This window comes from Paenibacillus sp. GM2, assembly GCF_900069005.2.
Lineage (GTDB): Bacteria > Bacillota > Bacilli > Paenibacillales > Paenibacillaceae > Fontibacillus.
Map to the genome: position 1 here is coordinate 1309540 of NZ_LN831279.1, position 25740 is coordinate 1335279.

At 47.2% G+C, this 25740-nt stretch carries 29 protein-coding genes and 1 pseudogene; 25 read left to right on the plus strand and 5 right to left on the minus strand.

Translation table 11 applies throughout. The annotated features are described in order from the left end of the window. Positions 1-144 precede the first annotated feature (144 nt). The 8 genes from BN1360_RS15685 to BN1360_RS15720 all read left to right on the plus strand — a co-directional run bounded on the left by BN1360_RS15685 (position 145) and on the right by BN1360_RS15720 (position 10988). The gene (locus tag BN1360_RS15685; protein WP_068780795.1) at positions 145-930 is read left to right on the plus strand and encodes an NUDIX domain-containing protein; all 786 of its coding nucleotides are present in this window, start codon (positions 145-147) and stop codon (positions 928-930) included. Between the two features lie 111 nt (positions 931-1041). After that, the gene (locus BN1360_RS15690; RefSeq protein ID WP_068780796.1) at positions 1042-2505 is read left to right on the plus strand and encodes a nicotinate phosphoribosyltransferase; all 1464 of its coding nucleotides are present in this window, start codon (positions 1042-1044) and stop codon (positions 2503-2505) included. Between the two features lie 513 nt (positions 2506-3018). Then, positions 3019-4026 carry a 2-oxoacid:acceptor oxidoreductase family protein gene (locus BN1360_RS15695; protein WP_068780797.1) on the plus strand — a complete coding sequence of 336 codons (1008 nt, stop codon included), beginning with the start codon at positions 3019-3021 and terminating at the stop codon, positions 4024-4026. 27 nt (positions 4027-4053) lie between these two features. Next, entirely contained in the window at positions 4054-6360 is a 2307-nt protein-coding gene (locus tag BN1360_RS15700; protein ID WP_068780798.1) for a thiamine pyrophosphate-dependent enzyme, read from the plus strand. A 172-nt stretch (positions 6361-6532) separates the two neighbouring features. After that, complete coding sequence (locus BN1360_RS15705) at positions 6533-7531, plus strand: acrylyl-CoA reductase family protein (protein WP_068780799.1); 999 nt, start codon at positions 6533-6535, stop codon at positions 7529-7531. Between the two features lie 418 nt (positions 7532-7949). Next, positions 7950-8951, plus strand: coding sequence for a Gfo/Idh/MocA family protein (locus tag BN1360_RS15710; RefSeq protein ID WP_068780800.1), 1002 nt, complete (start codon positions 7950-7952; stop codon positions 8949-8951). A 16-nt stretch (positions 8952-8967) separates the two neighbouring features. Next, complete coding sequence (locus BN1360_RS15715; protein ID WP_324254272.1) at positions 8968-9888, plus strand: helix-turn-helix domain-containing protein; 921 nt, start codon at positions 8968-8970, stop codon at positions 9886-9888. Positions 9889-9905: 17 nt separating this feature from the next. Next, complete coding sequence (locus tag BN1360_RS15720) at positions 9906-10988, plus strand: Gfo/Idh/MocA family protein (protein WP_068780801.1); 1083 nt, start codon at positions 9906-9908, stop codon at positions 10986-10988. A 156-nt stretch (positions 10989-11144) separates the two neighbouring features. Here BN1360_RS15720 and BN1360_RS26235 read toward each other — a convergent pair whose 3' ends face one another. Then, positions 11145-11276 (minus strand): hypothetical protein, encoded by a 132-nt coding sequence (locus BN1360_RS26235; protein ID WP_267490888.1) that lies wholly within the window; start codon positions 11274-11276, stop codon positions 11145-11147. Positions 11277-11960: 684 nt separating this feature from the next. On the opposite strand from BN1360_RS26235, the gene BN1360_RS15725 reads away from it, so the two are divergent. The 7 genes from BN1360_RS15725 to BN1360_RS15750 all read left to right on the plus strand — a co-directional run bounded on the left by BN1360_RS15725 (position 11961) and on the right by BN1360_RS15750 (position 15858). Then, positions 11961-12527 (plus strand): hypothetical protein, encoded by a 567-nt coding sequence (locus tag BN1360_RS15725; protein ID WP_068780802.1) that lies wholly within the window; start codon positions 11961-11963, stop codon positions 12525-12527. Further along, entirely contained in the window at positions 12524-12979 is a 456-nt protein-coding gene (locus tag BN1360_RS15730) for a GNAT family N-acetyltransferase (RefSeq protein ID WP_069188358.1), read from the plus strand. The genes BN1360_RS15725 and BN1360_RS15730 overlap by 4 nt, the downstream gene beginning before the upstream one ends. 43 nt (positions 12980-13022) lie before the next feature. Next, positions 13023-13415, plus strand: a complete 393-nt coding sequence (locus BN1360_RS15735; RefSeq protein ID WP_068780804.1) for a hypothetical protein — start codon at positions 13023-13025, stop codon at positions 13413-13415. Between the two features lie 101 nt (positions 13416-13516). Next, positions 13517-14026 (plus strand): DUF6886 family protein, encoded by a 510-nt coding sequence (locus BN1360_RS15740; RefSeq protein ID WP_068780805.1) that lies wholly within the window; start codon positions 13517-13519, stop codon positions 14024-14026. After that, the gene (locus BN1360_RS15745; RefSeq protein WP_229521017.1) at positions 14023-14595 is read left to right on the plus strand and encodes a GNAT family N-acetyltransferase; all 573 of its coding nucleotides are present in this window, start codon (positions 14023-14025) and stop codon (positions 14593-14595) included. Before BN1360_RS15740 ends, BN1360_RS15745 begins: the two co-directional genes overlap by 4 nt. 154 nt (positions 14596-14749) lie before the next feature. Beyond that, a complete protein-coding gene (locus tag BN1360_RS26240) occupies positions 14750-14878 on the plus strand; it encodes a hypothetical protein (RefSeq protein ID WP_267490889.1) in 129 nt (42 codons plus the stop codon). Positions 14879-14994: 116 nt separating this feature from the next. Then, entirely contained in the window at positions 14995-15858 is an 864-nt protein-coding gene (locus BN1360_RS15750) for a phosphotransferase family protein (protein WP_069188359.1), read from the plus strand. 65 nt (positions 15859-15923) lie between these two features. Here the strand turns inward: BN1360_RS15750 and BN1360_RS15755 are convergent, their stop codons facing one another. Next, on the minus strand, positions 15924-16868 hold the full coding sequence (locus BN1360_RS15755; protein WP_068780807.1) for an SDR family NAD(P)-dependent oxidoreductase: 945 nt from the start codon (positions 16866-16868) through the stop codon (positions 15924-15926). A 77-nt stretch (positions 16869-16945) separates the two neighbouring features. Here BN1360_RS15755 and BN1360_RS15760 point away from each other — a divergent pair. The 5 genes and pseudogenes from BN1360_RS15760 to BN1360_RS15780 form a co-directional block, all read left to right on the plus strand. Next, a pseudogene (locus tag BN1360_RS15760) lies at positions 16946-17126 on the plus strand (methyltransferase); the annotation flags it as partial. A gap of 103 nt (positions 17127-17229) precedes the next feature. After that, complete coding sequence (locus BN1360_RS15765) at positions 17230-17766, plus strand: GNAT family N-acetyltransferase (RefSeq protein WP_068780808.1); 537 nt, start codon at positions 17230-17232, stop codon at positions 17764-17766. A gap of 110 nt (positions 17767-17876) precedes the next feature. Next, complete coding sequence (locus BN1360_RS15770; protein WP_068780809.1) at positions 17877-18449, plus strand: histidine phosphatase family protein; 573 nt, start codon at positions 17877-17879, stop codon at positions 18447-18449. A 49-nt stretch (positions 18450-18498) separates the two neighbouring features. Then, positions 18499-18936, plus strand: coding sequence for a metallothiol transferase FosB (gene fosB / locus BN1360_RS15775; RefSeq protein WP_068780810.1), 438 nt, complete (start codon positions 18499-18501; stop codon positions 18934-18936). 172 nt (positions 18937-19108) lie between these two features. Further along, a complete protein-coding gene (locus BN1360_RS15780; RefSeq protein WP_068780811.1) occupies positions 19109-19624 on the plus strand; it encodes a hypothetical protein in 516 nt (171 codons plus the stop codon). A gap of 63 nt (positions 19625-19687) precedes the next feature. On the opposite strand, the gene BN1360_RS15785 is transcribed toward BN1360_RS15780, so the two are convergent. Beyond that, on the minus strand, positions 19688-20203 hold the full coding sequence (locus BN1360_RS15785; protein ID WP_068780812.1) for a MogA/MoaB family molybdenum cofactor biosynthesis protein: 516 nt from the start codon (positions 20201-20203) through the stop codon (positions 19688-19690). A gap of 236 nt (positions 20204-20439) precedes the next feature. Here BN1360_RS15785 and BN1360_RS15790 point away from each other — a divergent pair, with 236 nt between their 5' ends. Continuing rightward, complete coding sequence (locus tag BN1360_RS15790) at positions 20440-21522, plus strand: CobW family GTP-binding protein (protein WP_068780956.1); 1083 nt, start codon at positions 20440-20442, stop codon at positions 21520-21522. 131 nt (positions 21523-21653) lie between these two features. Next, positions 21654-22106 (plus strand): hypothetical protein, encoded by a 453-nt coding sequence (locus BN1360_RS15795; RefSeq protein WP_068780813.1) that lies wholly within the window; start codon positions 21654-21656, stop codon positions 22104-22106. Between the two features lie 77 nt (positions 22107-22183). Here the strand turns inward: BN1360_RS15795 and BN1360_RS15800 are convergent, their stop codons facing one another. Beyond that, positions 22184-22840 (minus strand): CatB-related O-acetyltransferase, encoded by a 657-nt coding sequence (locus tag BN1360_RS15800; protein ID WP_068780814.1) that lies wholly within the window; start codon positions 22838-22840, stop codon positions 22184-22186. A 189-nt stretch (positions 22841-23029) separates the two neighbouring features. Here BN1360_RS15800 and BN1360_RS15805 point away from each other — a divergent pair, with 189 nt between their 5' ends. The 3 genes from BN1360_RS15805 to BN1360_RS15815 all read left to right on the plus strand — a co-directional run bounded on the left by BN1360_RS15805 (position 23030) and on the right by BN1360_RS15815 (position 24895). Further along, the gene (locus tag BN1360_RS15805; protein WP_068780815.1) at positions 23030-23368 is read left to right on the plus strand and encodes a BC1872 family protein; all 339 of its coding nucleotides are present in this window, start codon (positions 23030-23032) and stop codon (positions 23366-23368) included. Positions 23369-23570: 202 nt separating this feature from the next. Beyond that, positions 23571-23708, plus strand: a complete 138-nt coding sequence (locus BN1360_RS15810) for a hypothetical protein (protein WP_157259352.1) — start codon at positions 23571-23573, stop codon at positions 23706-23708. Between the two features lie 269 nt (positions 23709-23977). Beyond that, on the plus strand, positions 23978-24895 hold the full coding sequence (locus tag BN1360_RS15815; RefSeq protein WP_068780816.1) for an S-layer homology domain-containing protein: 918 nt from the start codon (positions 23978-23980) through the stop codon (positions 24893-24895). Positions 24896-24973: 78 nt separating this feature from the next. Here BN1360_RS15815 and BN1360_RS15820 read toward each other — a convergent pair whose 3' ends face one another. Further along, positions 24974-25669: a TetR/AcrR family transcriptional regulator gene (locus BN1360_RS15820; protein ID WP_082790083.1), complete on the minus strand. Its 696-nt coding sequence runs from the start codon at positions 25667-25669 to the stop codon at positions 24974-24976. Between the last annotated feature and the right edge of the window lie 71 nt (positions 25670-25740).

A 25740-nucleotide genomic window follows, 5' to 3' on the forward strand; every position in this document is an offset into this window, starting at 1 on the left:
GGCAAGCATATGCATGTGCTCGGCTGAATTCAGGATTCGATGTTGGGTTACTGCTTCTTGGGGTTACTTGCGTAATCAAAAGGGGACCTTTGAATGAACTTAAGGGCGTTATCATTATGACTGATGTGGTGATGGTGAATCGTGATGAGTAAAGAACAAGAGCAAGAGAGGACCAAGGGTGTGATGGAGGTTAAGAAATATCGCACTCCGGACGGAATTCCGGCGGATATCGTGATGTTTACTTTGACCCGTCAGGAGAGAAAGGCCTCGACCAAATCTTTGCCAAGGTTTGATCTGAAGGTCATGCTGATTCGCAGAAGAAGCTGGCCGTTTGCGGGGGCATGGGCATTGCCGGGCGGATTTTGCCAGGAGGATGAATCGCTGTACGAGACGGCGAGAAGAGAACTGAAGGAAGAGACCGGGGTTGACGGACATCATCTGGAATATCTCGGCGTATACAGTAAGCCAGGCCGCGACCCGCGCGGGTGGATTATTTCACACGCTTTCTTCGCCCTGGTTGAGGAATGGGTGATCGAGAAGCGGCAAGCTGCGGATGATGCCCAGGAAGTGGGGCTGTTTCCGGTGCGCGAGGCGCTTGAAGAGCTGCAGCTGGCTTTTGACCATCGTGAAATATTGCAGGATGCCTATTTAAGAATCCAGCAGCAGATGCTGCATACAACCATTGCCAAGCAGTTCCTGCCCCCCCATTTTACGCTGGGCGAGCTTTATCAGGTGATTCAGACGGTGGTACCTGATTTTGCAGAGCTCAATTTTATTCGTAAAATTACTTCCACACGGAGCAGGCAGGGCATTCTGGAAGAGGTTCGCGACGAAAACGGCAAGCCGATGTTGTCCAACCAGTATTCCCAGCGTCCGGCACAGCTCTATCGATTTACGGATTTTACACCTCAGTTATCGATTTACACATAGAGTAAGTATTTAAGTAGCTCGGCCGGATTTTGGCCTCATTTATGAATAGGGCAGAGGGGATTACCTGCTGCCTCTTTTTTGTCATCAGGATGGATAGAGAGGGCGAGGACCATGTACTGTACAGATATGGCGTTACATACGGATAAGTATCAAATCAATATGATCTATGCACACTGGCTGAATGGTACCCATCTGAAGCAAACCGTATTCGAAGCTTACTTTCGCAAGTTGCCGTTCGGGAATGGATATGCGGTATTTGCGGGGTTGGAACGGATTGTAAACTATATATCCGGTTTGAAATTTACGGAAGAGGACCTCAGCTATTTGGCAACGCAGGAGGAGAATTATCAGCCGGAATTCCTGGACCTGCTGCGCAGCTTCCGCTTTAGCGGCAATATCTATTCCTTTAAAGAGGGGGCTTTGTGCTTCCCGAATGAGCCTTTGATTCGTGTGGAAGGCACCATTATGGAGACTCAGCTTGTGGAGACGGCGCTGCTTAACTTCATGAACTTCCAGACGTTGATCGCGACCAAGGCATCGCGCATTAAGCGAGTGGCTGAGCATGATACCTTGATGGAGTTCGGAACGCGCCGTGCTCAGGAAGCCGATGCGGCGATCTGGGGAGCGAGGGCCACATATATCTCGGGATTTGATGCAACATCAAACCTGTTGGCCGGCAAAGTATTTGGAATCCCGACCAAAGGGACGCACGCGCATTCCTGGGTCCAGATTTTCGATTCCGAGGAAGAGGCATTTGATATCTATGCCAAGGCGCTGCCGGATCAGGTATCGCTGTTAGTTGATACGTTCGATACGCTGGAGAGCGGTGTGCCAAATGCCATCAAGACGGCACACAAGCTTGAGGAAGCCGGCAAACGTCTCGGCAGCATCCGTATTGATAGCGGCGACCTTGCCTATCTGTCTATTAAGGCCCGCAGGATGCTGGATGATGCTGGACTTCCTTATGTGAAGATTGTCGCCTCCAACGACTTGGACGAGAATACGATCTTTAACCTGAAGGCACAAGGGGCGAGAATCGATTCCTGGGGAGTCGGAACACAGCTCATAACAGCAGCGGACCAGCCGGCGCTAGGCGGGGTGTATAAGCTGGTGGAGCGCGAGTATAATGGCGTGATGGAGCCAACGATCAAGATCTCCGGCAATCCGGAGAAGGTAACTTCTCCAGGCAAGAAGGATGTGCTGCGGATTGTCAGCAAGGAGAGCTGCAAGTGCATCGCCGACTACGTTTGCTTCCCGCATGAACAGCAGGCCCGGACAGGCGGCAATTTGCGGCTGTTCGATCCTGTGCATCCTTATATTAAGAAGTCCGTGAAAGATTATGAGGCAATCCCGATGCTGCAACCGATTTTTGAGCAGGGGGAATTAGTTTATGATATGCCTACTTTGGAGGAGATCAAAGCCTACCATAAAGAGCAGGTTGACATGTTCTGGCCGGAATATTTGCGCAAATTAAATCCAGAAATCTATCGTGTCAGATTAAGCCAGGAGGCATGGGAGCTTCGGCAGAGAATGATTGAGGAACGGCTTAGCGTACATGAGGTTATAGAGGAATAATCTATTTATAGACCAGGACTGCTTGCAGGCGTTCGCTTGCGGCAGTCTTTTTTGCGTGCAATAAAATTATTTCTCGGGAAAGCGCAAAAATCGATTTTTTTAGAGATTAGCTGCTCCTGTACCCCAACAAGGATAGTTTCCGAAGTCGTTTTCTGCGAAAACGTGGAGCTCCTCGCTTCCGGCTCTAGCTTCATCCAACTGAATGCAAAAAGACGCAGGTCCGAAGCATCAATTTGGTGTTTCGGTGCTGCAGTACTGCGGGACTTCGTTACTGAAAACGGGCCTTTTTGAGGCCTTAATTTTAGACACAAACAGTGACGAAATTCGACAATACTTAAATTTTGTGACAATCCAAGTAAAAAGCTCTAAATGAGATTGTCCATATGACATTTGTTACATTCGTCACACTGCTTCTATGATAGATTGAAAAATTAAGTAAGGTCTATTTTTTATCAAATTAATTACTGATTAACGTCGTTATGATCTCGCATTTGCGAAGAAGGGAGCTATGACGTGGCACAGTTACCGAAAAAGAACAAGCTTGGATTTTTTGAGATTCGTCTGGAATCCATTGGGGGATTAGGCGCTAATCTGGCTGGCAAAATGCTGGCGGAGGCTGGCGTAGAAGGAGCGGGCTTCAACGGAGTCAGCTTCTCGTCTTATGGTTCGGAGAAGAAGGGATCGGCGGTTAAGGCGCATATCCGCTTCTGTGATCTGGATACTCCGATCCGTGATACCTCACCGGTAGAGCGTCCGCATATTGTCGGAATTTTTCAGGAGGCGCTGGCCAAAACCGTAAATGTAATTAGCGGTATATATGAAGATAGCACGGTCCTCGTGAATTCAACGAAAACACCCAAAGAGCTAAAAGAGAAAATGAAATTAATCGGCGGAACGATCGCAGTGGTTGATGCTACGGGCATCGCGCTCGAAGAGAAAAACCGCGTAAATATGGCCATGCTGGGGGCTATGTTCAGACTTTGTCCATTCCTTGATCCGCAGACGATGAAGGATGTTATCCGCAAGTCGCTGGAGAAGAAGTATCCGCAGACGGTTGCACCGGCTTTGGCTACTTTTGAGCGAGGCTATCAGGAGGTAACGTTCGAGACGTTCGATCTTCCGGAAGGAGCAAGCATGCCGGAATTTGTACGGATGGACACGCCGGTGCTTGGCTACGAGACGCAACCTATCGGAGGTATTATCTCAAATCCGGGCAATAGTATTTTGAAGGACTTGAGCATTTCCCGTTCAGGGATGATGCCCCATTTCGAGGCGGCTTCCTGTATTCATTGCGCCCAGTGCGATAATGTATGTCCTGATAATTGCTTCGTCTGGGAAGAACTCCCGGATAAGAAGGGCAGACCCCAGATGTTCCTGAAGGGTATCGACTATCAATATTGCAAAGGCTGCCTGAAATGTATTCATGCTTGTCCTACAGACGCACTCTCCAAAGCTCGTGAAGAAGAAGGTTATGCAGAGGAGCATCGCGTTCCGCATTTATTCGACCTGGCCATTCAATAAATCTGAAACAGAAAGGCGGTAACATTGATGGCAATCAATATGGAGAAGGAACAGAGATTAGCCAAGGTGGAAGAACGGATTGTCTATGAATCCGGCAATGAGATGGCAGCGTATGCCGCCCATCAGATTAATTATCATATCATGGGGTATTTTCCAATCTCTCCATCGACAGAAGTGGCTCAATTTCTGGATTTGATGAAGGCGAACGGACAGCATGATATCAAGCTGATCCCATCAGATGGCGAGCATAGCTCGGCCGGTATCTGCTATGGCGCATCCACGGCAGGCGGTCGTGTCTTTAATGCTACGAGTGCGAACGGTTATATGTATATGCTGGAGCAAATGAACGTGCAATCCGGCACCCGCTTCCCGATGGTCATGAACTTGGTCTGCCGTTCTATATCCGGCCCGCTCGATATTCATGGCGACCATTCGGATTTGTATTTTGCCTTGAACACAGGCTGGCCTATTCTGATGTGCCGCGATCCGCAGGCTGTCTATGATATGAATATTCTGGCGCTTAAGCTTGCCGAGGATCCGGAGGTCAGATTGCCTGTTCTGGTTGCTTCGGACGGCTATTTCACGTCCCACCAAAAACGGCGGGTTCGCACCTTCGCACATAGTAAGGATGTATTGAACTTTGTAGGTGAGCGTCCACCGGCAGGCTTCCCGGACACGCTGGACCGCAACCATCCGATTACGGTTGGGCCTTACATGAATGAACCGGATTATATCAATAACAAATACCAGCAATCGGAAGCGATGTATAACGCCGAGAAAGTGTTTGAGAGAATCGCTGGCGAATATGCGGAGCTTACCGGCCGCAAATACCAAATGCTTGATACGTACCGGATGGAGGATGCCGAGGTAGCTGTATTCCTCATGAATTCAGCTTCCGAGATCATTAAGGACGTCGTTGACGAGCTGCGGGCACAAGGCATCAAGGCGGGTTCCATCGCACCGAATATGATTCGTCCGTTCCCGCAGAGGCAAATTGCTGAAGCGCTCAAGAATGTCAAGGCAATTACGGTTGGCGACCGCGCTGATTCCTTTGGTGCCCATGGCGGTAATATGGTGAATGAGATCAAGGCGGCTTTGTTTACTTACGGCAATCACTCAACGAAAGTGATCAGTCGTATTTACGGCCTTGGCGGCAAAGAGTTCTATGCTGAAGACGGACATAAGCTGTTCGAACTGGCGATTGAAGCGGCTAAGCATAATAAAGTGGAAGTTCCATTTGATTACTACGGACATACCCCTGGGGATAAGAGCAAAGAGCCCCAACGCGTATTGAAGCCGATGAAATTCGAGGATTTGAAGACCGGTCTGATTCAGGTAAAAGTGAACGAAGAGACCGGTAAGCTTGGCGTACGGATTCCACCGCTGCGTGCCTTGACGAAGAAGCCGAAACGGATTGCCCCTGGGCATGGCGCTTGTCCCGGCTGCGGTATATTCTCGGGCCTGGAGTTGTTCTTCAAAGGGATTGAGGGCGATATCGTAGCGTTGTTCCATACAGGCTGTGCGATGGTGGTCACCACGGGCTACCCGTATTCGTCGCATAAGGCTACCTACATCCACAATCTGTTCCAGAACGGGGCAGCGACGCTATCCGGCGTAGTTGAGATGTTCTGGGAGCGCAAGCGCAGAGGCGAGCTGGATGAATTTGGACTGCAGGATGATTTCACCTTCGTGATGGTTACTGGCGACGGCGGGATGGATATCGGCATGGGGCCGGCGATTGGCGCAGCATTGCGCGGACATCGCATGATCATTGTCGAATATGATAATGAAGGTTATATGAATACAGGTGCCCAGCTCTCCTACTCGACACCGCTCGGACATCGTACTTCGACTTCGAATATCGGTTCGGTGCAGAAGGGGAAGGTATTCCATCATAAAGATACGGCGCAAATTATGGCGGCGACGAATATCCCTTATGTATTTACCGGCAGTGAAGCGTACCCGCAGGATCTGGTGAAGAAGGCTGCCAAAGCACAGTGGTATGCACAAAATGAAGGGCTCGTCTATGGCAAGATTCTAATCGCCTGCCCGTTGAACTGGATCTCCCCGGATGATGAAGGTACCAACATCGTAGATGCTGCGGTAAACTCCTGCTTCTTCCCGTTGTATGAGGTCGAGCATGGACAGACAACGATAACTTATGATCCTGAGGAGAAGAACAAACGGGTTCCGCTTACGGATTGGCTGAAGACGATGGGCAAGACGCGCCACCTGCTTAAGCCTGAAAATGCCGAAGCGTTAGCTGGATTCGAACAGGAAGTGGATCGTCGCTGGCAGATTCTGAAGGCGAAGCATGAGAATCCTCTCCTGTAGCAACGGGAATTATTCTATAGTTAATATGAAGTAAAGCATGGAGCTGGAGATTGAAATATGCCACAATGAGTGGGTAGATTTCAATCTCCAGCTTTTATTGTTGTAAAATAGAAATAAATGATTACGACTGATAGATGGCCTTTACCAAGATAGATCTAAGGAGGAGTATAAGATGGAGCAAGCCTATAGAGCTTTTCGAGTGAATCAGGACGAACGGGGATTTCGGACGGGGATAGAGACGATCCGGATTGCGGACCTTCCGGATGGGGACGTAACGATTCGGGTTCACTATTCGAGTGTCAATTATAAGGATGGACTGGCCAGCATTCCGGATGGGAAAATAGTACGAAGCTACCCGATCACTCCGGGAATCGATCTGGCTGGTGAAGTGCTGGAGTCGAGCGACAGCCGTTATCAGCCCGGCGACCTTGTGCTGTGCACCGGTTACGGACTTGGTGTGAGCCAGGACGGAGGATTGGCGGATATCGCCCGTATACCTGGGGATTGGCTGGTAAAGATGCCTGAGGGGTTGACCCCCATGGAGACGATGGCTATTGGGACGGCTGGCTTCACAGCGGCCTTATCGGTCGAGCGGTTGATTGCGAACGGGCTCTCGCCTGACTGGGGGCCGGTTGTAGTGCTTGGCTCTTCCGGGGGCGTTGGAAGCATGGCGGTATCCATTCTAGGCAAGCTTGGTTACCATGTTATTGCCGTCACAGGAAAAGCACAGGCCCGTGAGAAATTGCGTGCGCTAGGCGCCGCTGAGGTCATTAGCCGTGAGGAAGCCACGGCTGGCGGGAAAGGGCCGCTGTCCAAAGAGCAATGGGCTGCTGTCGTTGATCCTGTGGGTGGCGCGGTGACAGGTGAAGTACTAAAGAAGATCAAATACGGCGGTTCGGTTGCCATCTCCGGCTTAACTGGAGGTAATAAAATTGATACTACGGTATTCCCGTTCATCCTGCGCGGGGTGAATCTGCTTGGTATCGATTCGGTGTTATGTCCGATGCCGCTGCGCTCAAAATTGTGGCAGCAGCTAGCTGCTGAGTGGAAGCCGGAGACGGCGCTCGCTAATGGGATCACTGAACTTCCGCTTGAGCGGGTATCAGAGGCATTGACGACCGTTCTCGCCGGACAGGCCGTGGGAAGACAGGTTATTAATCTTATAAAGTAATTAAGGGCTTCAGGGTTAGATAATATAGCAGGGATAGAAATGAGCGTTCAAAAAGGCTAGTTTACTGCAAGAAGGTTGGATGAATCCAGGGCATGAGGAGCGGAGTGTACGTTTTGGGTGCGAGAGCAGCGGAAGGCCGGCTGAATCCAAGATTCGATGTCGAGCTTGCTTCCTGATTCACTCCGTAATTTGAAGTAGATTTTTTGAACAACCTCTAGAAGCAAGTGAAGCTAACAGATCAGGGGAAAAGTCCCTCTGATCTGTTTTTTATACCGTGCAGCGTTGTTAGGATATAGTTGTACCTTTGTCGTTATATTATATATAATTGTCGTATACTTTGACTAAAAAACAACGATTTATTGTGGTAACTTAATAACTAGATGTCAGGAAATTATATATACTTGGGAGGCTGGAATAGATGACGATTCGAATAGGCAAGGTTAGTTACTGGCATGTCCATGCTTGGGATTACACACGTCAAGCCCAGGAGCACCCAGACACAGCAATCACAGCAGTTTGGGATGACAATGAGGTGCGCGGCCGGGAAGCGGCTGAACAACTAGGGGTTCCCTATTATGCGAAGCTTGATGAGATGTTGGCCAACCCGGACATCGATGCAGTCATTGTAGATGCTCCAACCGATAGACATGAAGACATCATTACCGCTGCTGCAAATGCGGGCAAGCATATTTTCACTGAGAAAGTGCTGGCTCCGACTGTTGAGGAAGCGGAACGAATTTTGAAAGAGATCAAGCGTAATGAAGTGAAGCTGACGGTTTCACTGCCTCGCTTGAATGATGGTTATACGCTGGCTATTCAGGATATTTTGAAGCAGGGCTTGTTAGGTCAGATCACTTATGTGCGTGTTCGTCTATCTCATAACGGCGCTATAGCCGGCTGGTTGCCGGAGCACTTCTATAATTTGCAGCAATGTGCTGGCGGAGCGTTAATCGATCTCGGCTGTCATCCGATGTATTTGACGCGCCTGTTCCTGGGCCAGGAGATTACTGGCGTAAGCGCGAACTTCGGCTATATTACAGGCAAAGAAGTGGAGGATAACGCCGCTGTTAGCCTGTACACAGCATCGGGAGCGATCGGTATCGTTGAGGCGGGGTTTGTAAATAGCCATTCTCCATTTTCGATCGAGGTTCATGGCACAGAAGGGACGCTGATGTATGGAACGCCGGATGAGACGCTGTTGATCAGAAGCAACCGTGAACAGCTTGGGGAAGCTTGGCAAGAACGGTCCACCGGAAACCGTCGCGAGAGCGCGTTTGAGCAGTGGGTGCAGCATATTCAGAAGGATACCCAGGCTGATGAGAATGTCAGCATAGCTCTGGAGTTGACCAGATTGATGGAGGCAGCAAATCGCTCGGCGAAGGAAGGCCGTGTAGTGCAGCCCGTGCAGCTAGGCGAGTAAGATGGAGCCCAGGCTGGTGAATTCATTTCCGTATGAAGTCATGTTCGGGAAGAAGGACATGATGGAGAGATTGGAGATCATCGTCTCTTGGGGGCATTATGAAATTCGTGTTCTCCGATTTCATTTAACGTCGTTTGATGCCGGGAGATTTGTTGACTTTCACAATCACGCTGAGTTTGAATTCCATTTCATCCCCAGGGGCAAGGGGGCAGTTATTCTGGAGGATACCCCTTTCACCTTGGCTGAAGGCATGTTCTATTTAACGGGGCCCGGCGTAATGCACTATCAGGAGGCATCGCCGGAAGAGGCGATGGATGAATTATGCCTCCATGTCGATATTGTCCCCAGATTTAAGAATGACGTGGACCCATGGGAGGCGGCTGAAGCGGAGGAATGCATCGAGAAGCTGCGCCATTTTCCGCTCAAGCCGACGTTGGATACGCATAATGCGATGCAATGCTTCCTTGAGGCCTATGAAGCGGCCGATAGGAAGTATCGGGGGTTCTACACATCGATTAAGCAGTCTGTGATCAGCATTCTGCTGAAGGCAGCCCGGGCTTGGGACTCGGGCGATACCGGAGCCGAGGCGCCGATCCGCGATATGCTGGAGCATCGCTATCATTATGCTATCCAGTATATTGAAGCAAACTATACGAACAATTTGACCTTGGACAATGTAGCCGAGAAGCTGAATATTAGTGCCCGGCAATTGCAGAGGGTGTTCAGAAGCATGGATGAGAGCCGTCCATTTAGTAAAATAGTTGAAGACATTAGACTGCGAGCTGTGTGCCGCAGACTGGAGGAGAGCAGCATGCCGATAGAGCAGGTCGCCCAGACCGAGGGCTTCTCGAATGCGACCTATCTGCATTCCGTATTCCGCAGGCGCTTCGGCATGACTCCCGCAGCTTATCGCAAGTGGAAGCAAGCTATTAACTAAGAATAGGGTGAGTATATATGAGTAAAGTATATCGGATTGGAATCGTAGGTTGTGGCGGTATCGCCAACGGCAAGCATATGCCTAGCCTGAGCAAGCTGGAGAATGTGGAAATGGTCGCTTTCTGCGATATTATTCCTGAGCGGGCGGAGGAAGCTGCGGCCAAATTCGGGACAGCAGAAGCGAAGGTTTATGCAGATTATAAAAAGATGCTGGCTGAAGAGCAGCTGGACATCGTTCATGTTCTGACCCCAAATGACGCTCATGCTGAGATTTCCATCGCAGCTCTGGATAGCGGTCATCATGTGATGTGCGAGAAGCCGATGGCGAAGACTGCGGCCGATGCAAGAAGAATGGTTGAAGCCGCGAAGCGCAGCGGAAAGAAGCTGACGATTGGCTACAACAACCGCTTCCGGGCAGACAGCTGGTATATGAAGAAGCTGTGCGAGGAAGGAGAGCTTGGGGATATTTATTTTGCCAAGGCACACGCGATTCGCAGAAGAGCGGTACCCACTTGGGGCGTATTCCTGGACGAAGAGAAGCAGGGCGGAGGCCCATTGATCGATATCGGCACCCACGCGCTTGATTTGACGTTGTGGATGATGGACAATTACAAGCCAAAGGTCGTTCTCGGCACAAAATATCATGAACTTGCCAAGCGTGAGAATGCGGCAAATGCTTGGGGACCTTGGGACCCTGAGAAATTTACGGTTGAGGATTCGGCATTTGGGATGATCGTGATGGAGAACGGCGCTACGGTCATGCTCGAATCCAGCTGGGCGCTCAACTCGCTTGAAGTGGATGAAGCAAAATGCAGCCTCAGCGGAACGGAAGCCGGCGCGGATATGAAGGGCGGTTTGCGCATTAATGGAGAGAAATATAGCCGCCTGTACACCAATGAGATCGAACTTAGCTCCGGCGGGGTAGCTTTCTATGACGGCAAAGCCGAAAATGCCTCCGACGTTGAAATGAGAAAGTGGATTGAAGCGATCGATCAGGATCTTGAGCCGGTCGTTACGCCGGAACAGGCCTGTGTAGTCTCGGAGATCCTTGAGGCGATTTACGAATCGGCACGTACTGGCAAGGCCGTATACATGAACTAGAAGCATTACATTATAGTAGGAACGCATCGCTAAAGCAGCGGTGCGTTCTTTTTTTGCGTGTATGTGTATGGCCGACTGCCATCCAAAAGTATGCTCCGAATTCCATACCGCCCACCGTACGCTCTATGCTCTGATTCATACCCCTCACCATATACGCTACCAGGTTTGGGTTTTCATACTACACATTGTACGCACCATACTCTTGGCCCCATACCGCCCAGCGAATACCCCATGCTCCCAATCCCACACCATTTCACCATACACACCCTGCTCCAGACTCCATGTCATCCACCATACTTATACTCCGGCTTCCCTACCACCCACCGTACGCACCTTGCTCCTGACCTCCATCCCGCTTATCATATGGCCTATACTCCGAATCCCACACCACCCGCCGTCGCCACCATACACAGGCAGACGTGCAGATGCTTGAATTGGGGCCCTAACCAATCGGCCTCTGAGAGAGTATATGAAATCGAACTTGGAATGCAGTGGTTTGTCCGCTAATGAAACTGGGAAGCGTTATATGGGTCAAAACAGGGCGAACTAGAGTTTAACGAAACACCATATCGTTATTTGGGCAAAAATAAGCCGTTTAGGCTATTTTATGTCCAATAGCGATACCCAGTTTCGTTAAATATAGATTAAGCCTATTTTCGTCCCAATAGCGATACCGTGTTTCCTTAGAACTGAATACACAGAGGTGTACAGGAAAATATGGTACAATATTGAAAATCAAATCGAGTGACGACCATATTTGGATTGAAAGAGGGGGGAGTATGATGGATACTTCTACAACGATTTTGGGATGGATACTCCCTATTTTTATAATCGTATTTTTTGTTTTGATCGCGGTGTTAGGTGTTTATTGCCTTATCCTGTCCATTAAGCTGACGCATCGGGGAATCAAGGCTCTGGACATTTACATTGCCGAGAAGAATAGAAGAGATCTCTAGCTTAAGGAGGGGGAAGATGGGAAAGAACAATCTCCGTTTATTGCTAGTATTTGTAGTTGCAGGAGTGATTCTTTCGGGATGTGGCAGCGCGAAGAACTTATCGTCAAATTCCGTTAACCCCACAGGCTCAACGGCCCCTCCCTACGTACAGCAGCGTAATCCGGATAAGGTTGAGTCTATGTTCAGCGTGGAGATGGTTATTCCATCGGATTTACAAGCGAATGAGCCGTTTGAGGTTGAAGGTTTGCTATGCAATCATAGTGATAAAAAGGTAGAGATTTTGCATGGGGCGGCGATGTTTACGTATGTTATCTATACGCCTGATGGCGTCGAAGTACCGATCGACAGGGGAACATATACGATAAATGACATTGGCATCGGAGTCCTCCTTGAGCCAAACAGCAAGTACAGCTATGATGGAGGTGGACATATCAGCACGAAATTAAATGAAATCATGCTTGAGCGGCCTGGCATATATTCGATTGTAGCCCAGGCTGAGTTCCACCTTACCGGCAGCGGGAAAAACGATAGGATAAACCTCCAATCAGAACCCTATCAGATCGAGTTAAAATCATGTAGGTGAAGGTTTTGTTAAATTTAAAAACATATCGTGATCGTAACGAGTTGAGGTCATTATTGGCTGAATGTATGTGGCCGGATGACGAACGAATATCTCGAGAACTCGATCGTTATTTAATGGATGATAGCAGAGGACTGTATGGTGCTGTGATTCATCAGCGGCTCGTTGGATTGATAGGCATTGTTCCATGTTCCGAAGAGGTGGTGGAGCTGAAGCATATCGCCATTAACCCCCAATACCGCAGGCATGGATTAGGTACAAAGTTAATCTATGAATATCGGCAAAGCTATCATCCAGTTAAAATCATCGCCGAGACGGATCGGGATGCAGTGGGATTTTACAGTAAGGTGGGGTTCGAAATTCATAGTCTAGGAGAAAAATACCCTGGCGTTGAACGATTTCAATGTATTTTATCGAAGGATCATGAGTTGATGTTAAAAGGTATGGGTTTATAAAGGTGCGTTGCAAGCGATCGTTCCAAGAGAAGGAGTGATATTGATGAAGTCTCCGGGTGGCTCGACATTTCCTTATTATTATAAAGGGGGAGAGATTCACTGTCTCAAATATGGGAACAAATACAAGGATGAACAGGCGCTGCTGCAGCTAATGCGGAAAGAAGAAGAATTTATCGTACGTATCAACAGGCGTCTGAAAATATGGGTTGATTTTGATAAGACCTCGTTTACTCCGGATGTCTGCAGCGCATTTATCCAAAATATTATCTATTTAAGCAGTCATATCGATAAGTTGTCGATTGTCGGATTGTCGGGCTTTCATCGTTGGCGGCTGCAGAGGGGAATTAGGAAAGCAAAGCTGAAGATGAGTATTTCATTTTATATGGACCCTGAAGAAGCCAAAACGTGGCTGATCTCTGAAGGAGTTATGCGATGATTAAATTCATTAGGCCCCAGAATGTATGAAAGCAAGCGATGCCTCCATGATCTATATCAAGCATTTCTTCAATCTCATTTTTGGGCAAGGAGCGGGATCATTTGCTTTATCATGTCAGTGAGGAGAGGAATATCGAAGTATTTGTTCCCAGAAAAGCTGAGGCTTGGCCGGATTTGCCGCCGGTCGTATGGGCGATGGACGAGAAGCATTTGATTAATTACCTTTTTCCCAGAGAATGCCCTCGCATTATATATGCAAATTCCCCAAGGGTTAGCGAAGCTGACCAAGCGAAATTTTTCTCGCAAGCGGCGGCAAATACAATCATTGCTGTGGAGAGCGGTTGGCTGGAGCGGATCAAGCAGGCCCGGATATACAAATACTGCTTTGCAGATGACGGATTTGAGCTGATGGATGAGAATGCCGGATACTATATCTCCAGAGAGACGGTAAGGCCGCTTCGCATCGAACCCGTCCAGGATTTGCTGGAGCGGCTCTTGTCTTATGAGATCGAACTGCGCTTCACTCCGAATCTTCATCCTTTGAAGGCGGCTATTCTTGCTTCTACAGTTACGGATTTTTCAATGATACGTCTGCGGAATGCCAGATCATGAGAAACAACTGGGGGTTAGCAATGATCTATAAAAATGATAAAATCACAGTCCGTTCGATTAAAGAGGCGGATCTGCAGCTTCTTGCAGACTGGCTGTCTAATCCGGAAGTGCTGCAATACTATGAGGGACGTGATCGGCCCCATGATCTTAAAATGGTTAGGGAACGGTTCTATCTGAAAGATGACGAGACGCGATGTATTGTTGAATATGAAGGCCAAGCGATCGGCTACATCCAGTTCTATCCGCTTGAGAAGGATTCCAGGCGGGAATACGGGTACACCGATACGGACGGGAGCATCTACGGAACGGATCAATTTATTGGTGAGCCAAGGTATTGGAATAGGGGCATTGGTAAGAAGCTGGTCCGTTCGATGCGGGATTATTTGATCCATCAGCGTAAAGCGGATAAAGTGGTCATGGATCCGCAAGCCTGGAACGACAGGGCTCTCGCTTGTTATGAACAGTGCGGATTCATCAAGAAGAAGCTGCTCAAGCAGCATGAACTGCATGAAGGGCAATTAAGGGATTGCTGGTTGATCGAATATACGGCGGAATCTGCGTTATCATAGGAGGGGGACTGAATTCAGCTCACCTTTTCCAATGGTTTACGGAATCATATTGAATCCCCAAATTTCAAGCATGGTAGTTAAGGATGATGTAACTGGACTTGAACCGGCAGGCTGAGGTTTTTGAGGTAAATGCGCAATTTAGCTATTTTACACTTTGCTGGATGAGAATCAAGGGAAGAAGTTTGATCTGTTTGCCTATCATTCGCAGGGAGAGATTGTGCATACCGAGATGATCGATGAGGGAATGGAGCCGCCATCCGAGACAGTAAGATTGAAGGATTAGTCATGGAGATCAATCTGTTAGAGCAGACCGGATTCAGAAAGGTAGGAACGCTTAAGGTTCATGGCGAATTCTATCATCATGCCAGGCTGTAGAAATAAAAAAGGATGTGAAGTGTGATGATCGAGATAAGTGAGATCCGTTGGCAGGAGGGGGGATCTTTTGTAGATGCTCTATTGACTCCCGGTAGCGCCTATACGATGGCCTCCCTGATTTCCGGATTAGAGGCAGAGGTCGTAAAAATAAGCGTAGCTGATAATCATGCTGTGCTTAAGGTGTGGAACCGGGAATCCAAGTCGGATGTGGGCTTACAATATTATCTCTTGCGGATTTTATCTGCTCAAGGGATAGCCGTGTCACAGCCGTTGGGCTATGGACTGGATTTGGAAGGGAATCCGGTTTTACTGACCCCTTATGATGGGCAGCCTCTCCAAAAGCTAAATAAATCGATATTGTCGACGCTTGTCCGTAATCTGATCGAGATACATCGTTTCCCCATTTCAGAATTGAAAGGGCTTTCGCTTCCTCAATATGATTTTGTCCGTTATTTCTTTCCGCTTATTGAGAAGCATGAGGATATCAAGCTTTTACTTGAGCAGCTTGTCCCAAAAGTGAATATGCGTCAGAACTGTATGATTCATGGAGATTATAATTTGGGCAATATTTTGTACTTGAATGGAAAGTATTCCATTATCGACTGGACCAATATACAGCTAGGCGACTCCAGATATGATGCTGCTTGGTCGATATTATTAATGAAGGTATATGCAGGTGAACGTAACGGTTCGACCTATCAATCCTTATTTATGGATGAGGGGGCGTTTGCTGCGGATGACTTTGAGCTTTTCGAGGCATTGGCTTGCCTGAGATGGATTCTGCTATCCCGTATAGCTCCAGAGCTATCCAAGGGTAGAGGAATATTAACAAGAGCACGCAGTATCCTCAAAAACAATCTGTATCTACCTGAAGACTTGCTGGCATAGAACTAGTTGATCGGTTTTTCCTTCCGATCTCCCGGTGGTCTGACTTGGGCCTGCACACCTGTATCCTAATGCTGGGCCCATTTTGTACATAGCTCCCATACTTGTTGAATGGTATCAGGATCATCCGCATAGGCAGGATAATAAGTGGAACCGAAGATTTGCTTGGCTTGTGTGAGGGGATCAGGCTTGCTTAGACCTGGCAAAATAACCTCACCTTGCTTATTAAAAAGATGCCCGGACAGATTTGCATATTTCTCGGCCGTACAAATTTGATAATAGCACTCCGCTACTTCATCCGGTAAGGGATTAAACAGGTTCTGGAGTACTGCGAGAGTCCGCCAGATCGGTGATAGGTTATCTATGGTCCGTTTGGATATTTGGGTAGCAGGAATTTGCAGCGCATTGACCTGGATGTGATCGGGTTTAAGTTCCTCGGCCAATCTTTTCGTCATCATAAATAACGCCATCTTTGAATCGCCGTACATTTTATAGGTGCTATAAGGACGCTTATCTTTGAATTCGCCTTGAAGATTGTCAAACTCGATTTTTCGCTTGGGATCGAAGAAGTGCTTGATGTTCGTGCTGCAGGCATGAAGGATCCGGGCATCCGATGATTTGCGAAGCGGCTCCATTAATAGCTTTGTCATTAAGTAGGGGCCAATTAAGTTTGTGGCGAAGGAAAGCTCAATCTGATCGGGGCTAAGTTGATAGGTTTTTACACCATGTTTCAGGTAGGCCGCATTATGGATTAATACATCCAGTTGGTCAAAGGTTTGCCGGAAAGTGGAGCAGAAATGACGGATGGATGACAAGGAAGCGAGATCCAGTTCCAACAGGCTTACGTTATCGTTTCCGCTCTTTTCGATAATCTCCTGTTGTACGCTGCGACTTGCACTTAAATCGCGACAGGCCATTACTACATGAAACCCTGCGGAAGCAAACCTAGAGGCGGCTGCTCTGCCAATCCCGGAGTTGGCACCGCTAATGATCACCACCATACGATCTCTCATGTTTCTCCTCCTCGTTTCTAGGATTAGCACAATATCAATATATGTGAATTTAGTAGCAATAATGAATATAGGTGCCGATATATGAGTGTGAGTATTATTGGGACAGTCAGGTTGAATATTTGCACAATACTCGTTCGTTGTCTTTACTATAACGATGATTATCTGGAGTTTCTAGTAAAAATCGTCTGGAGGATCGATCAACCGGTGAAGATGATTGACTTCGGCTGCGGTTATGGTTATTTAGGGCTAAAGCTCTTATAAAGAGCACCCGTTGGGCAGCAGTAAAGAACAACTATAGTTATTCTCCGGCTTGTAGTCACATATCCTAGAAGCTAAGCTCAGAAGCGGAGGCGATAAAGGCATGAAAGTATCTATTAGCTTAACCGGTCAGAATACGAAATTTATTATTAATAATCTATATCCATTGTATCTGCATGATCTGTCCGAAATCTGGGGATGGAGACCGAACCAATACGGCGTCTTTGAGACGGACGATACGTTGACACTGCATGATCAGAATAAAGTTTTTGATATTTGGTGGGAGAAGCCGTCGATTCTAATCCCTTATCTCGTCACTGTGGAAGATATTCCAGCAGGGTTCGCGCTTGTAGCGACACCGCCTTATACACCACATGGAACTGAATTTTATTTAAATGAATTTTTCATTTTGCGTTCCTTCCGTGGTCAGGGGGTTGCTGAAGCAGCCGCCATACAGGTCTTTCATCTTCATTCCGGCACTTGGGAACTGCAGACGAATCCGACGGACAGCAACAAGAGAGCGCAGGCCTTTTGGAGAAAAACGTTGAGAAATTATGCGTCCAATTCGTATCTGGAGCAGATTATGGAGACTTCGGATGACGGAAAGAAACTGGTGTTTACTTTTGATAATAGCAAATAGAAAGTTGCGCTCTGATAGAGGCTAAAAACTTGGAGGATATGAACAACTTAGAATGTTACGGATGAGCTAGAATATTAAATGAACAGCGATCAGCTGGAAGGAGGCAACTTATGTTAACGACGATATATATGGTACGGCACGCAGAGTCGCCTTATACGGCTGGTGAAGAGAGAATAAGAGGATTGAGTCCTGATGGTGAGCTGAAGTGCAGGCGGGTGACAGAGCTGCTGCAGGATGAAGGTATCGATATGATCGTCTCCAGCCCGTATGCGAGAGCGGTGTTAACCGTGGAGGGGTTGGCCGGGAAGCTGAATTTGCCGATCGTGACCTATGAAGACCTCAGGGAGAGACAGTTTGCCGATGATAGCTATCTGATCGGGGATGAGCAGTTTATGACTGAAATGCAAAATATGTTCTCCGACCCGGAATATGCTCTGCCTGGGGGCGAATCGAGCAAGGCTTGTCAGCAGAGAGCTGTTCCTGTACTGTTTGATTTGCTTGAACAGCATCGGGGGAGGAAAATCGTTATCGGTACACATGGTAACGTTATGACTCTGATGATGAATTATTTTGATCCGGAGTATGGCTGGGATTTCTTTATGGAGACAAAGAAGCCGGACATTTATAAAATGGAGTTCCAAGGAACGCGATTCATTCAAGTTGCGAAGTTGTGGAAAGATTGAAGGCGAATCCCATGGACGGAATTCAGAGCTTGAAGGAGTTTGTTATGTTATGAAAATTCAAGGCATTAATCATTTATGCTTTTCTGTCTCGGATCTGGATAGATCGATTGAGTTTTATGAAAAGGTATTCGAAGCCCGAATATTGGTAAAGGGAAGAAAGCTGGCCTACTTCGATGTGAATGGGATATGGATTGCCTTGAATCAAGAGGAGGTTGAGCGTAACACGACCGAACGGACTTATACTCACATTGCTTTTACAATAGAAGAGTCCGATTTTGAGCTGCTGATATCCAGGCTGACCGCATTGGATGTAACATTGCTTCCCGGTCGGGAGCGGGATGAGCAGGACAAACGCTCGATATATTTCCTCGATCCCGATGGTCATATGTTTGAATTCCATACGGGTAGCCTGCATGATCGTTTACAATATTACAGGGCGGAGAAGGAGCATATGATATTTTACGAACAATCGGATAAGAAAAAATAACTTGGCCCGGTGAATTCAGGCTTCGACGCTAAAAATTTTTTCAAAGTTGCTTCACAGCCATGCGAATTTTATGAAACCCTCTTAGGGAAAAACTGGTATAAAGCGGGCGCAGATGAGCCATGCTAACATCATCAACAGTTGACTAGCTTTCGATGAGGAAGGGGTTACTCCGATGAGATGCCTGGCATGGGGCTTGAATACACTGCTGGCCGTGCTGCTCCTTAGCGGGTGTGGTTCAGGTTCGCAGCAGATCGTGAAGCAGGAACTCGACAGATACAATATGAAGAGCTATCAAGAGGGAAATGATCGGCAATTGGTTAGCGGAACGACATTGAACAGCGCACTTCTCAAATCGCTTCAGGCAGAGTGTGCCAGCCGAGGAATCAGACTGACCCATGAGACGTATGCGGAAGCCTTGAATGGAGGGATCAGCTACAATTATTATATCAATGGCGATGCCCGGCATTTTCTGATTTTCAATGTGTATCCGAGCGAGCAGGATCGGATCAATGAAATATCTGAAGTATATGGTGCAGGTACGGCCAAGGATGAAGCCTACGTGATCGAGACGAAGGGCAAGGTAGCTTTGATCTATGCTTCAAGCGGGCAGAAGAAAAGCCAGTATAGCGCTGAGCTCAAAAATGTCTTCCAACAGGTATTACAACAGATCAATGAAAATTCGCTGTAAACTAATAACAATCCCCCTGGCAGGCGGTTTATCGCCTAGCAGGGGGATTTCTTTTGCAGAGGCCTATCTCTTATGAATTTCATTCAAAATATGCGGCAACTCCGGAATAATGATCTTTTCCATCGCCAGCTTAACAGCGGCCTGGGAGCCTGGGATGGAGAAGACAGCCATACTGCTGATCGTTCCGGCGATCGCCCGGCTAAGGATAGCGGCAGAGCCGATATCTTCAATAAAGCTTAAATGGCGGAATAGCTCTCCAAAACCGGGCATTTCTTTGTTAAGCAAGCTGCGTACTGCTTCATAGGTCATATCTTTTGGAGCGATCCCGGTTCCGCCACTGAGCAGGACGACATCGATAGTTCGGTGTGCAGCGGCTTGCCGCAGCAATTGGCGGATTCCATCGTAATCGTCTTTGACAATTGTATAATCCACAACATTATATCCGTTCGCTGCAAGCAGGTCCTGAATAAATTGTCCGCTGTAGTCATTACTCTTATCCCGGGTATCCGACACCGTCATAATCAGGCAGTTCTTGCGAGACGGCGCTTGGCTTCGATGTTCGTCAACTGATCGTATCATATCAATTATCCTCTCTAACGTGATGTTATCTTTCTATTTTATCATATTCCCTTAGCTTCTTATTAAGTATTAAACACAGAAAGTTGCGTGATTCTATAGCATAGTGTAAACTCGCATTCATGGAAAATAGTTCTTATAGGGCGCGTTGGTCGCTGTTTGTGTTATCATAACGCTTCGGTGGGAAGAAGCCAGGCGCTTTTTGAACAACTCTTTATAGAGAGCGAGGAATGAAAAAGATGAATAAAGCAACGCCCATTTACATATTATCGGGATTTTTGGGCAGTGGGAAGACCACGCTGCTGCAGCACTTGATTGCCAAATGGAAAGATGAAGGGCTTAAGCCGGCTGTCATTATGAATGAGATTGGTGAAGTTAATCTGGACGGTCTGCTGATTGGCCCGGAGGTACCGATGGCGGAGATGTTGGGCGGCTGTATATGCTGTACGATTCGTGGCGATCTAAGCATGCAGCTCTATGAGTTGATCCAGGGGGAGCAGCCGGATGTGGTAATTATAGAAGCCACGGGAGCGGCCAACCCGATTGAGATTTTCGATGCGGTCTCGGAATCATCCTTGCTGCTGAAGCTGGATATCCTTCCGATGATCACTGTGGTGGACGCAGCCCACTTAGCCGCCTTGTATGAAGCGCAGCAAGGGAAAACCTATCGTCTGATGATTGAACAAATCCGCTGTGGATCATGGCTGATTCTGAATAAAGCCGATCTTGTCTCTGCCGATGTGCTTCGTGAACTCCAAGCTTTGCTGCAGCGGCTCAATCCCTATGCCCAGGTGATCACAGCTGAGAAATGCGAGGTGGATATCGAGCTGCTGTTGAGTCGAAGTGAAGTTGATGCAGGTCCGGATACGCATGCTCATCTTCGTAGAGATGATGGTCAAGCCATTGAACATAGTCTTGAGCGAGACAAACATGCAGACGATAGGGATCATGTCCATACGCATGCTGATGATCATAAACATCCTGATCATGAACACCATGATCACGGGTCCCATCCGGCCCACCACACGCACGAGCATGTTACAGTCTATACGCATTATTTTACAGGTCCAGTGAACAGTGTTGATTTTGAGAAATTCATTAAGGAATTGCCGAGAGAGGTGTACCGTGGCAAAGGTATTTTGCATTTCTCCGACACTTCCAGCCGGTTTATGTTCCAATACGCTTATCGGGAAGCAGACTTTATGAAGATTAATCCGCAGGGAAATGTGCCGGATGTGGCTGTCTTTATTGGCGAGCACTTTGATAAGACAGCAATTGCAGAGGGGCTTAAGAGCCTGGAGGAGCAAGCAGCGCAATCCTAAGTGGCAGTCCAAGCAGGGGGCTGAACAGATGGGTCAATCCTGGCATTTTCCCATTTCCGTAGCTCTGGTATAGCGGTTATAGGTGCGATACAATAAGACAATAACAGGAAATTTTGTGGGGGAAGGTTGCTATGAAAGAGAATTTTGTACCGGGGGATGAGAATTCCAAGGAATTGTTCACCTATTTTGGGCTTGCGGTATATTATTCACAGGCACTGGAGCAGCAGCTGGCCAATTTGATCATGGTAATGAAGGTGTCGCAGGGAGATATGCAAAGCGCGGAACAGTTTAACGAGAACTTTCGCAAGAAGCTCAGCAGTTCGCTTGGCCAATTGGTGAACGAAATTCAACATCATTTTTCTTTTACGGACGAAGAGTCGGTGAAGCTGAAGGCCATCTGGAAGCAGCGCAATTATATCGTGCATGATTACTTTAAGCTTAGGATTCATGAAGCGTTTGACAAGCAGGGCAGAGAGGCGATGATTAAGGAGCTGCGTATCTTTTGCGAGGAAGCCAGAATGATGGAGATCAGACTGCAGCAATATGCAGAGCAGTTATTCAATCAGATTGATCCGGATAAATAGTTTTTACCCGCATGACCCGTATTAACAGAAAACAGCCCCTTATTAATCGCTAATTAAGAAGGGGCTGGAACTATACGCTAACTCTTTATTTCCCTTTGGTAAAAGTCGTACAATTGATGAATAGAAGAACTTGATAAGATATGGCTGGCTTGTTCAATTTTTTCACGTTTCCAATCGAACCAGCGCATTTCTTTTAACTTTTCGATTTCTTCGTCGGTAAAGCGTTTCTTTATCTCCTTAGCAGGATTGCCGCCTACGATGGTATAGGGTGGGACATCCTTGGCAACAACCGACTCTGCAGCAACAATGGCACCTTCACCGATGGTTACACCGGGCATAATCATGGCGTTCATACCAATCCAGGCGTCACTTTCAATGATTGTATCCCCTTTAGGTTTGTATGAAGCTTCAATGTGCTCTACAAATGGATACACGGTAATCCACTCCGGATGATGATTGTGATTGCCACCCATTAAAATAATTACACCACTTGCTATGCATACGTAATTTCCAATGATCAGCTTATCCAGCTGCCAACCATAGTCCTGGACGGGATTAAATAACGCTCTTGATTTTTCATCTCCCCATAGGTACCTTACGCAGCCATCTTCAAAATCATGATGATCGTAATAACCGGAATAGTATGAATATTCGCCTACAGTAATCATGGGGTTGGTGACCAATTCCTTGAGATACTTTATTTCAGACCAATGGTCAAATCGGTGTTGTTTCATTATTTTTTCCTCGCTTCTAAGTAGTATGAATCCCTTTTTACTTAGAAGCTTAGTGCAATAGCTACATTCTTAAACCGTTTCAAACGACGAACCATCGTCCTCATCCTTTTCCTGTTTGTAGTCTGATTTTAACAAACGAAGGATCCGCTGGTCAAACGCAGTGAAAGTCATCGAAAAGGAGGGAGAAGCATGACACCTGAAGATATACTGGACTTTGAATTTGAAAGTTTAAATTATGCCGTGGCGTTAGAGGTTTTTGAGTATCCGCCTGATAGGCATAGACCCGGAAGATTGTTGCGGGGCAATACGTCTTTTTCCCCGAGAGATTACAGCAGAGATGTTCATGCGGCATTCGATGTTGTAAAGGAAATGAAGGAGAAAGGCTGGCTATTTATTTTAAACAATGAAGGAGAGCGGTGGGAGGCAACGTTTTATAGGAACGGAAAGACGAGTATTAACGTGGTAGATGATACTGCTGAAGGTGCTATATGTAAGGCCGCTTTGTTAGCTGTATTAGGGGAAGAGTAGCGATGACAAAGCGGAGGATAGGCAGAGAAGACGCAGGAGATCGAACCTAAAAGGCGTAGATCCTGGCCGATAATAAGAGCAAAGAAGCGGAAAAACAGCATAGGGTGGAGCTGTTCATCACATAATACTTAAGAAGTAAACGTGGTTATCACAGACCGTTCGGATAATTGCCGAGGCACGCGACTTGAGGAGGTGTAATGTGATGAACAAGAAGGATAATGCGAAGCATAGCTCCAAGCAAGTTAAAAAGAAATTAGGTGTTCCAAATCTTGATACGGAATTTGCAGCTGATGAAGATGCAAAAGCCTCTAAAGGTGCGTCCCGTAAGTCGAAGCTATAGTCTGATGAAATTAGACTTGCCTTGATGCGGCAAGAACATAGTGCCTCCCGTCCGGCGGGTGAGAATCCGAAAATCTTGAACTGTCCCACTTGCCTTGATCGGTAGGTGGGTTTGTTGTATATACCAGCAGATGGCGGACTTTCTGTGCTGAATCAGGGTGTGCAGAAAGGTCGCAGCAATATATAGAGCAAAGGTCCAATCATAAATTATGGAAAAATAGTGCAACATTTGGCGGCCAGGCACGTCTATTGGAGCAGAGGTGATCTATCGTGAGAAGGAAGAAATTAAATCTGGCTGTTGCGGCATTTTTATCCGGGTCGCTCCTGCTTGTTCCTGCTGCATCGGCATTTAATGATGTGCAGGGGGACGATGCGCGAATGGTTGAATCCCTGCAGGACAGAGGAATGATCCAGGGGATGACGAAGGATAAGTTCATTCCGCTCGGTAAGGTGACCGGGGCCCAGGGCGTTCATATGATCGTACAGGCATTGGGATTGAAAGCTAAGTCTGAGAACCAGGCGAGTTCGCAAAGTACAGCTAAAAATTGGCATTGGTATGATGAATCGCTGGCGATCGCGGCGGACAATGGCATCGTATGGCCACAAGGTTTCTTGGTCAGCAAGGAGCTTACACGGGAACAATTCGCCTTCCTGCTCCAGCAAGGGATCCATGCGACCGGTGAATATCCGCTCATCGCCATGCTTATTCAGATCGCGGATGCCGATGAAGTGACGAAAAGTTATTTTAACAGTGTTCAAGCTTTGCTGCTTATGAAGATTACTAAGCTGGATGATGCGGGCAAATTCCACCCCAAACAGCCGCTCACCCGAATAGAAGCAGCAAAATGGATCTACAACAGTCGCGAGTTTGTAGATAATCACGGGAAAGCGGATGATTCGATGCAGGACGAAGTCACGTATAGTGTGGAAAAAGTGAATGATCAGATCAACAAAGTAATTCTACAGCGTGAGAACCAGCCAAATCCAGGTTACGGGATTACGGTTACCAAAGTGGACTTCGGCAAGGATCAGGTAGCAACCATTTATTATGAGCTGCTCTCTCCCAAGCCGGGGCAAATGTATCCACAGGTTATTACGACGACGAAAACGGAAACCTATATTTCCAGCTCCTATAAAGTCGCGCTGGTTCATGACACTTCACCGACGGAGCTTAAACCTATGAAATAAACAATTCGATAGCATAAATGCAAACAGCGCAGCCGAGTCGGGCTGCGCTGTTTGCATTTATAACAAGGCTTCAGATCATTATTTATATAAATAAGCTACGAGCATCTTCGCAAGCTCGGTTTTTAGCAGTTCGACATCGACAATTTGAGGAGAAAAGACAATGATATCCACGACTCTGTTCAGTGTCTCGAAGACGACGACAGAAGCAGCTTCAAGATTGTCCACTTTGAGATCCTCAGGGTTCATTAATAAGTAATCGAGAGTTTTCCGGCGTCCGAGTTCAAATTGTGTATCCATAAGCGTTTGAACTTCAGAATCTGAATTATACATCACGGCCAATTCTTTGTGGAACTTGGTAAACGCCTTGTGAGAGAAAATAAGGCTATCGATAACCTCCCGAATAAAATCAATCTTGTCCATGGAATGTAGGTCAACACCGTCAAGATAAGTATCGATCCGCTCCATGAGAGTATTGTTATAAATAATAAGCGAATCCAAAAATACGTCGCGTTTGTCCTTGTAATAGGAATAGAAGCTACCGGTGGATACACCCGCCGCCGCAGCGATCTCTTTCGTGTTGGTATTATGATATCCTTTCTCGGAAAAAAGCTCCAACGCTGCTTGTAAAATGGCTTCTTTTGTTTTGATGCTTCGTTCTTGCCGCGGTATCCGGATTTTGCTCTCATTATCGGTCACTTCTCCATTGCCCCCTTTGTAATTACGATTGTAGGTGAGAATAATAGGCCTGTCAACAAAAGATGAACTATAGTTCATAGTTTTATTGACAAATGTGAAATAAAGTTCATATAATAAAAAGCGAACTTAAGTTCATATTTGTAAAGGGG

Excerpts from the sequence above, each read along its gene's own strand:
- BN1360_RS15745 (WP_229521017.1), top strand. The coding sequence starts at position 14,023 with ATGAGAAACAACTGGGGGTTAGCAATGATCTATAAAAATGATAAAATC.
- BN1360_RS15735 (WP_068780804.1), top strand. The coding sequence starts at position 13,023 with ATGAAGTCTCCGGGTGGCTCGACATTTCCTTATTATTATAAAGGGGGA.
- BN1360_RS15725 (WP_068780802.1), top strand. The coding sequence starts at position 11,961 with ATGGGAAAGAACAATCTCCGTTTATTGCTAGTATTTGTAGTTGCAGGA.
- BN1360_RS15770 (WP_068780809.1), top strand. The coding sequence starts at position 17,877 with ATGTTAACGACGATATATATGGTACGGCACGCAGAGTCGCCTTATACG.
- BN1360_RS15750 (WP_069188359.1), top strand. The coding sequence starts at position 14,995 with ATGATCGAGATAAGTGAGATCCGTTGGCAGGAGGGGGGATCTTTTGTA.
- BN1360_RS15705 (WP_068780799.1), top strand. The coding sequence starts at position 6,533 with ATGGAGCAAGCCTATAGAGCTTTTCGAGTGAATCAGGACGAACGGGGA.
- BN1360_RS15685 (WP_068780795.1), top strand. The coding sequence starts at position 145 with ATGAGTAAAGAACAAGAGCAAGAGAGGACCAAGGGTGTGATGGAGGTT.
- BN1360_RS15710 (WP_068780800.1), top strand. The coding sequence starts at position 7,950 with ATGACGATTCGAATAGGCAAGGTTAGTTACTGGCATGTCCATGCTTGG.
- BN1360_RS15720 (WP_068780801.1), top strand. The coding sequence starts at position 9,906 with ATGAGTAAAGTATATCGGATTGGAATCGTAGGTTGTGGCGGTATCGCC.
- BN1360_RS15800 (WP_068780814.1), bottom strand. The coding sequence starts at position 22,840 with ATGAAACAACACCGATTTGACCATTGGTCTGAAATAAAGTATCTCAAG.
- BN1360_RS15690 (WP_068780796.1), top strand. The coding sequence starts at position 1,042 with ATGTACTGTACAGATATGGCGTTACATACGGATAAGTATCAAATCAAT.
- fosB (WP_068780810.1), top strand. The coding sequence starts at position 18,499 with ATGAAAATTCAAGGCATTAATCATTTATGCTTTTCTGTCTCGGATCTG.
- BN1360_RS26235 (WP_267490888.1), bottom strand. The coding sequence starts at position 11,276 with ATGACATGGAGTCTGGAGCAGGGTGTGTATGGTGAAATGGTGTGGGAT.
- BN1360_RS15805 (WP_068780815.1), top strand. The coding sequence starts at position 23,030 with ATGACACCTGAAGATATACTGGACTTTGAATTTGAAAGTTTAAATTAT.
- BN1360_RS15820 (WP_082790083.1), bottom strand. The coding sequence starts at position 25,669 with ATGAACTATAGTTCATCTTTTGTTGACAGGCCTATTATTCTCACCTAC.
- BN1360_RS15700 (WP_068780798.1), top strand. The coding sequence starts at position 4,054 with ATGGCAATCAATATGGAGAAGGAACAGAGATTAGCCAAGGTGGAAGAA.
- BN1360_RS15790 (WP_068780956.1), top strand. The coding sequence starts at position 20,440 with ATGAATAAAGCAACGCCCATTTACATATTATCGGGATTTTTGGGCAGT.
- BN1360_RS15780 (WP_068780811.1), top strand. The coding sequence starts at position 19,109 with ATGAGATGCCTGGCATGGGGCTTGAATACACTGCTGGCCGTGCTGCTC.
- BN1360_RS15795 (WP_068780813.1), top strand. The coding sequence starts at position 21,654 with ATGAAAGAGAATTTTGTACCGGGGGATGAGAATTCCAAGGAATTGTTC.
- BN1360_RS15785 (WP_068780812.1), bottom strand. The coding sequence starts at position 20,203 with ATGATACGATCAGTTGACGAACATCGAAGCCAAGCGCCGTCTCGCAAG.
- BN1360_RS15755 (WP_068780807.1), bottom strand. The coding sequence starts at position 16,868 with ATGAGAGATCGTATGGTGGTGATCATTAGCGGTGCCAACTCCGGGATT.
- BN1360_RS15765 (WP_068780808.1), top strand. The coding sequence starts at position 17,230 with ATGAAAGTATCTATTAGCTTAACCGGTCAGAATACGAAATTTATTATT.
- BN1360_RS15810 (WP_157259352.1), top strand. The coding sequence starts at position 23,571 with ATGAACAAGAAGGATAATGCGAAGCATAGCTCCAAGCAAGTTAAAAAG.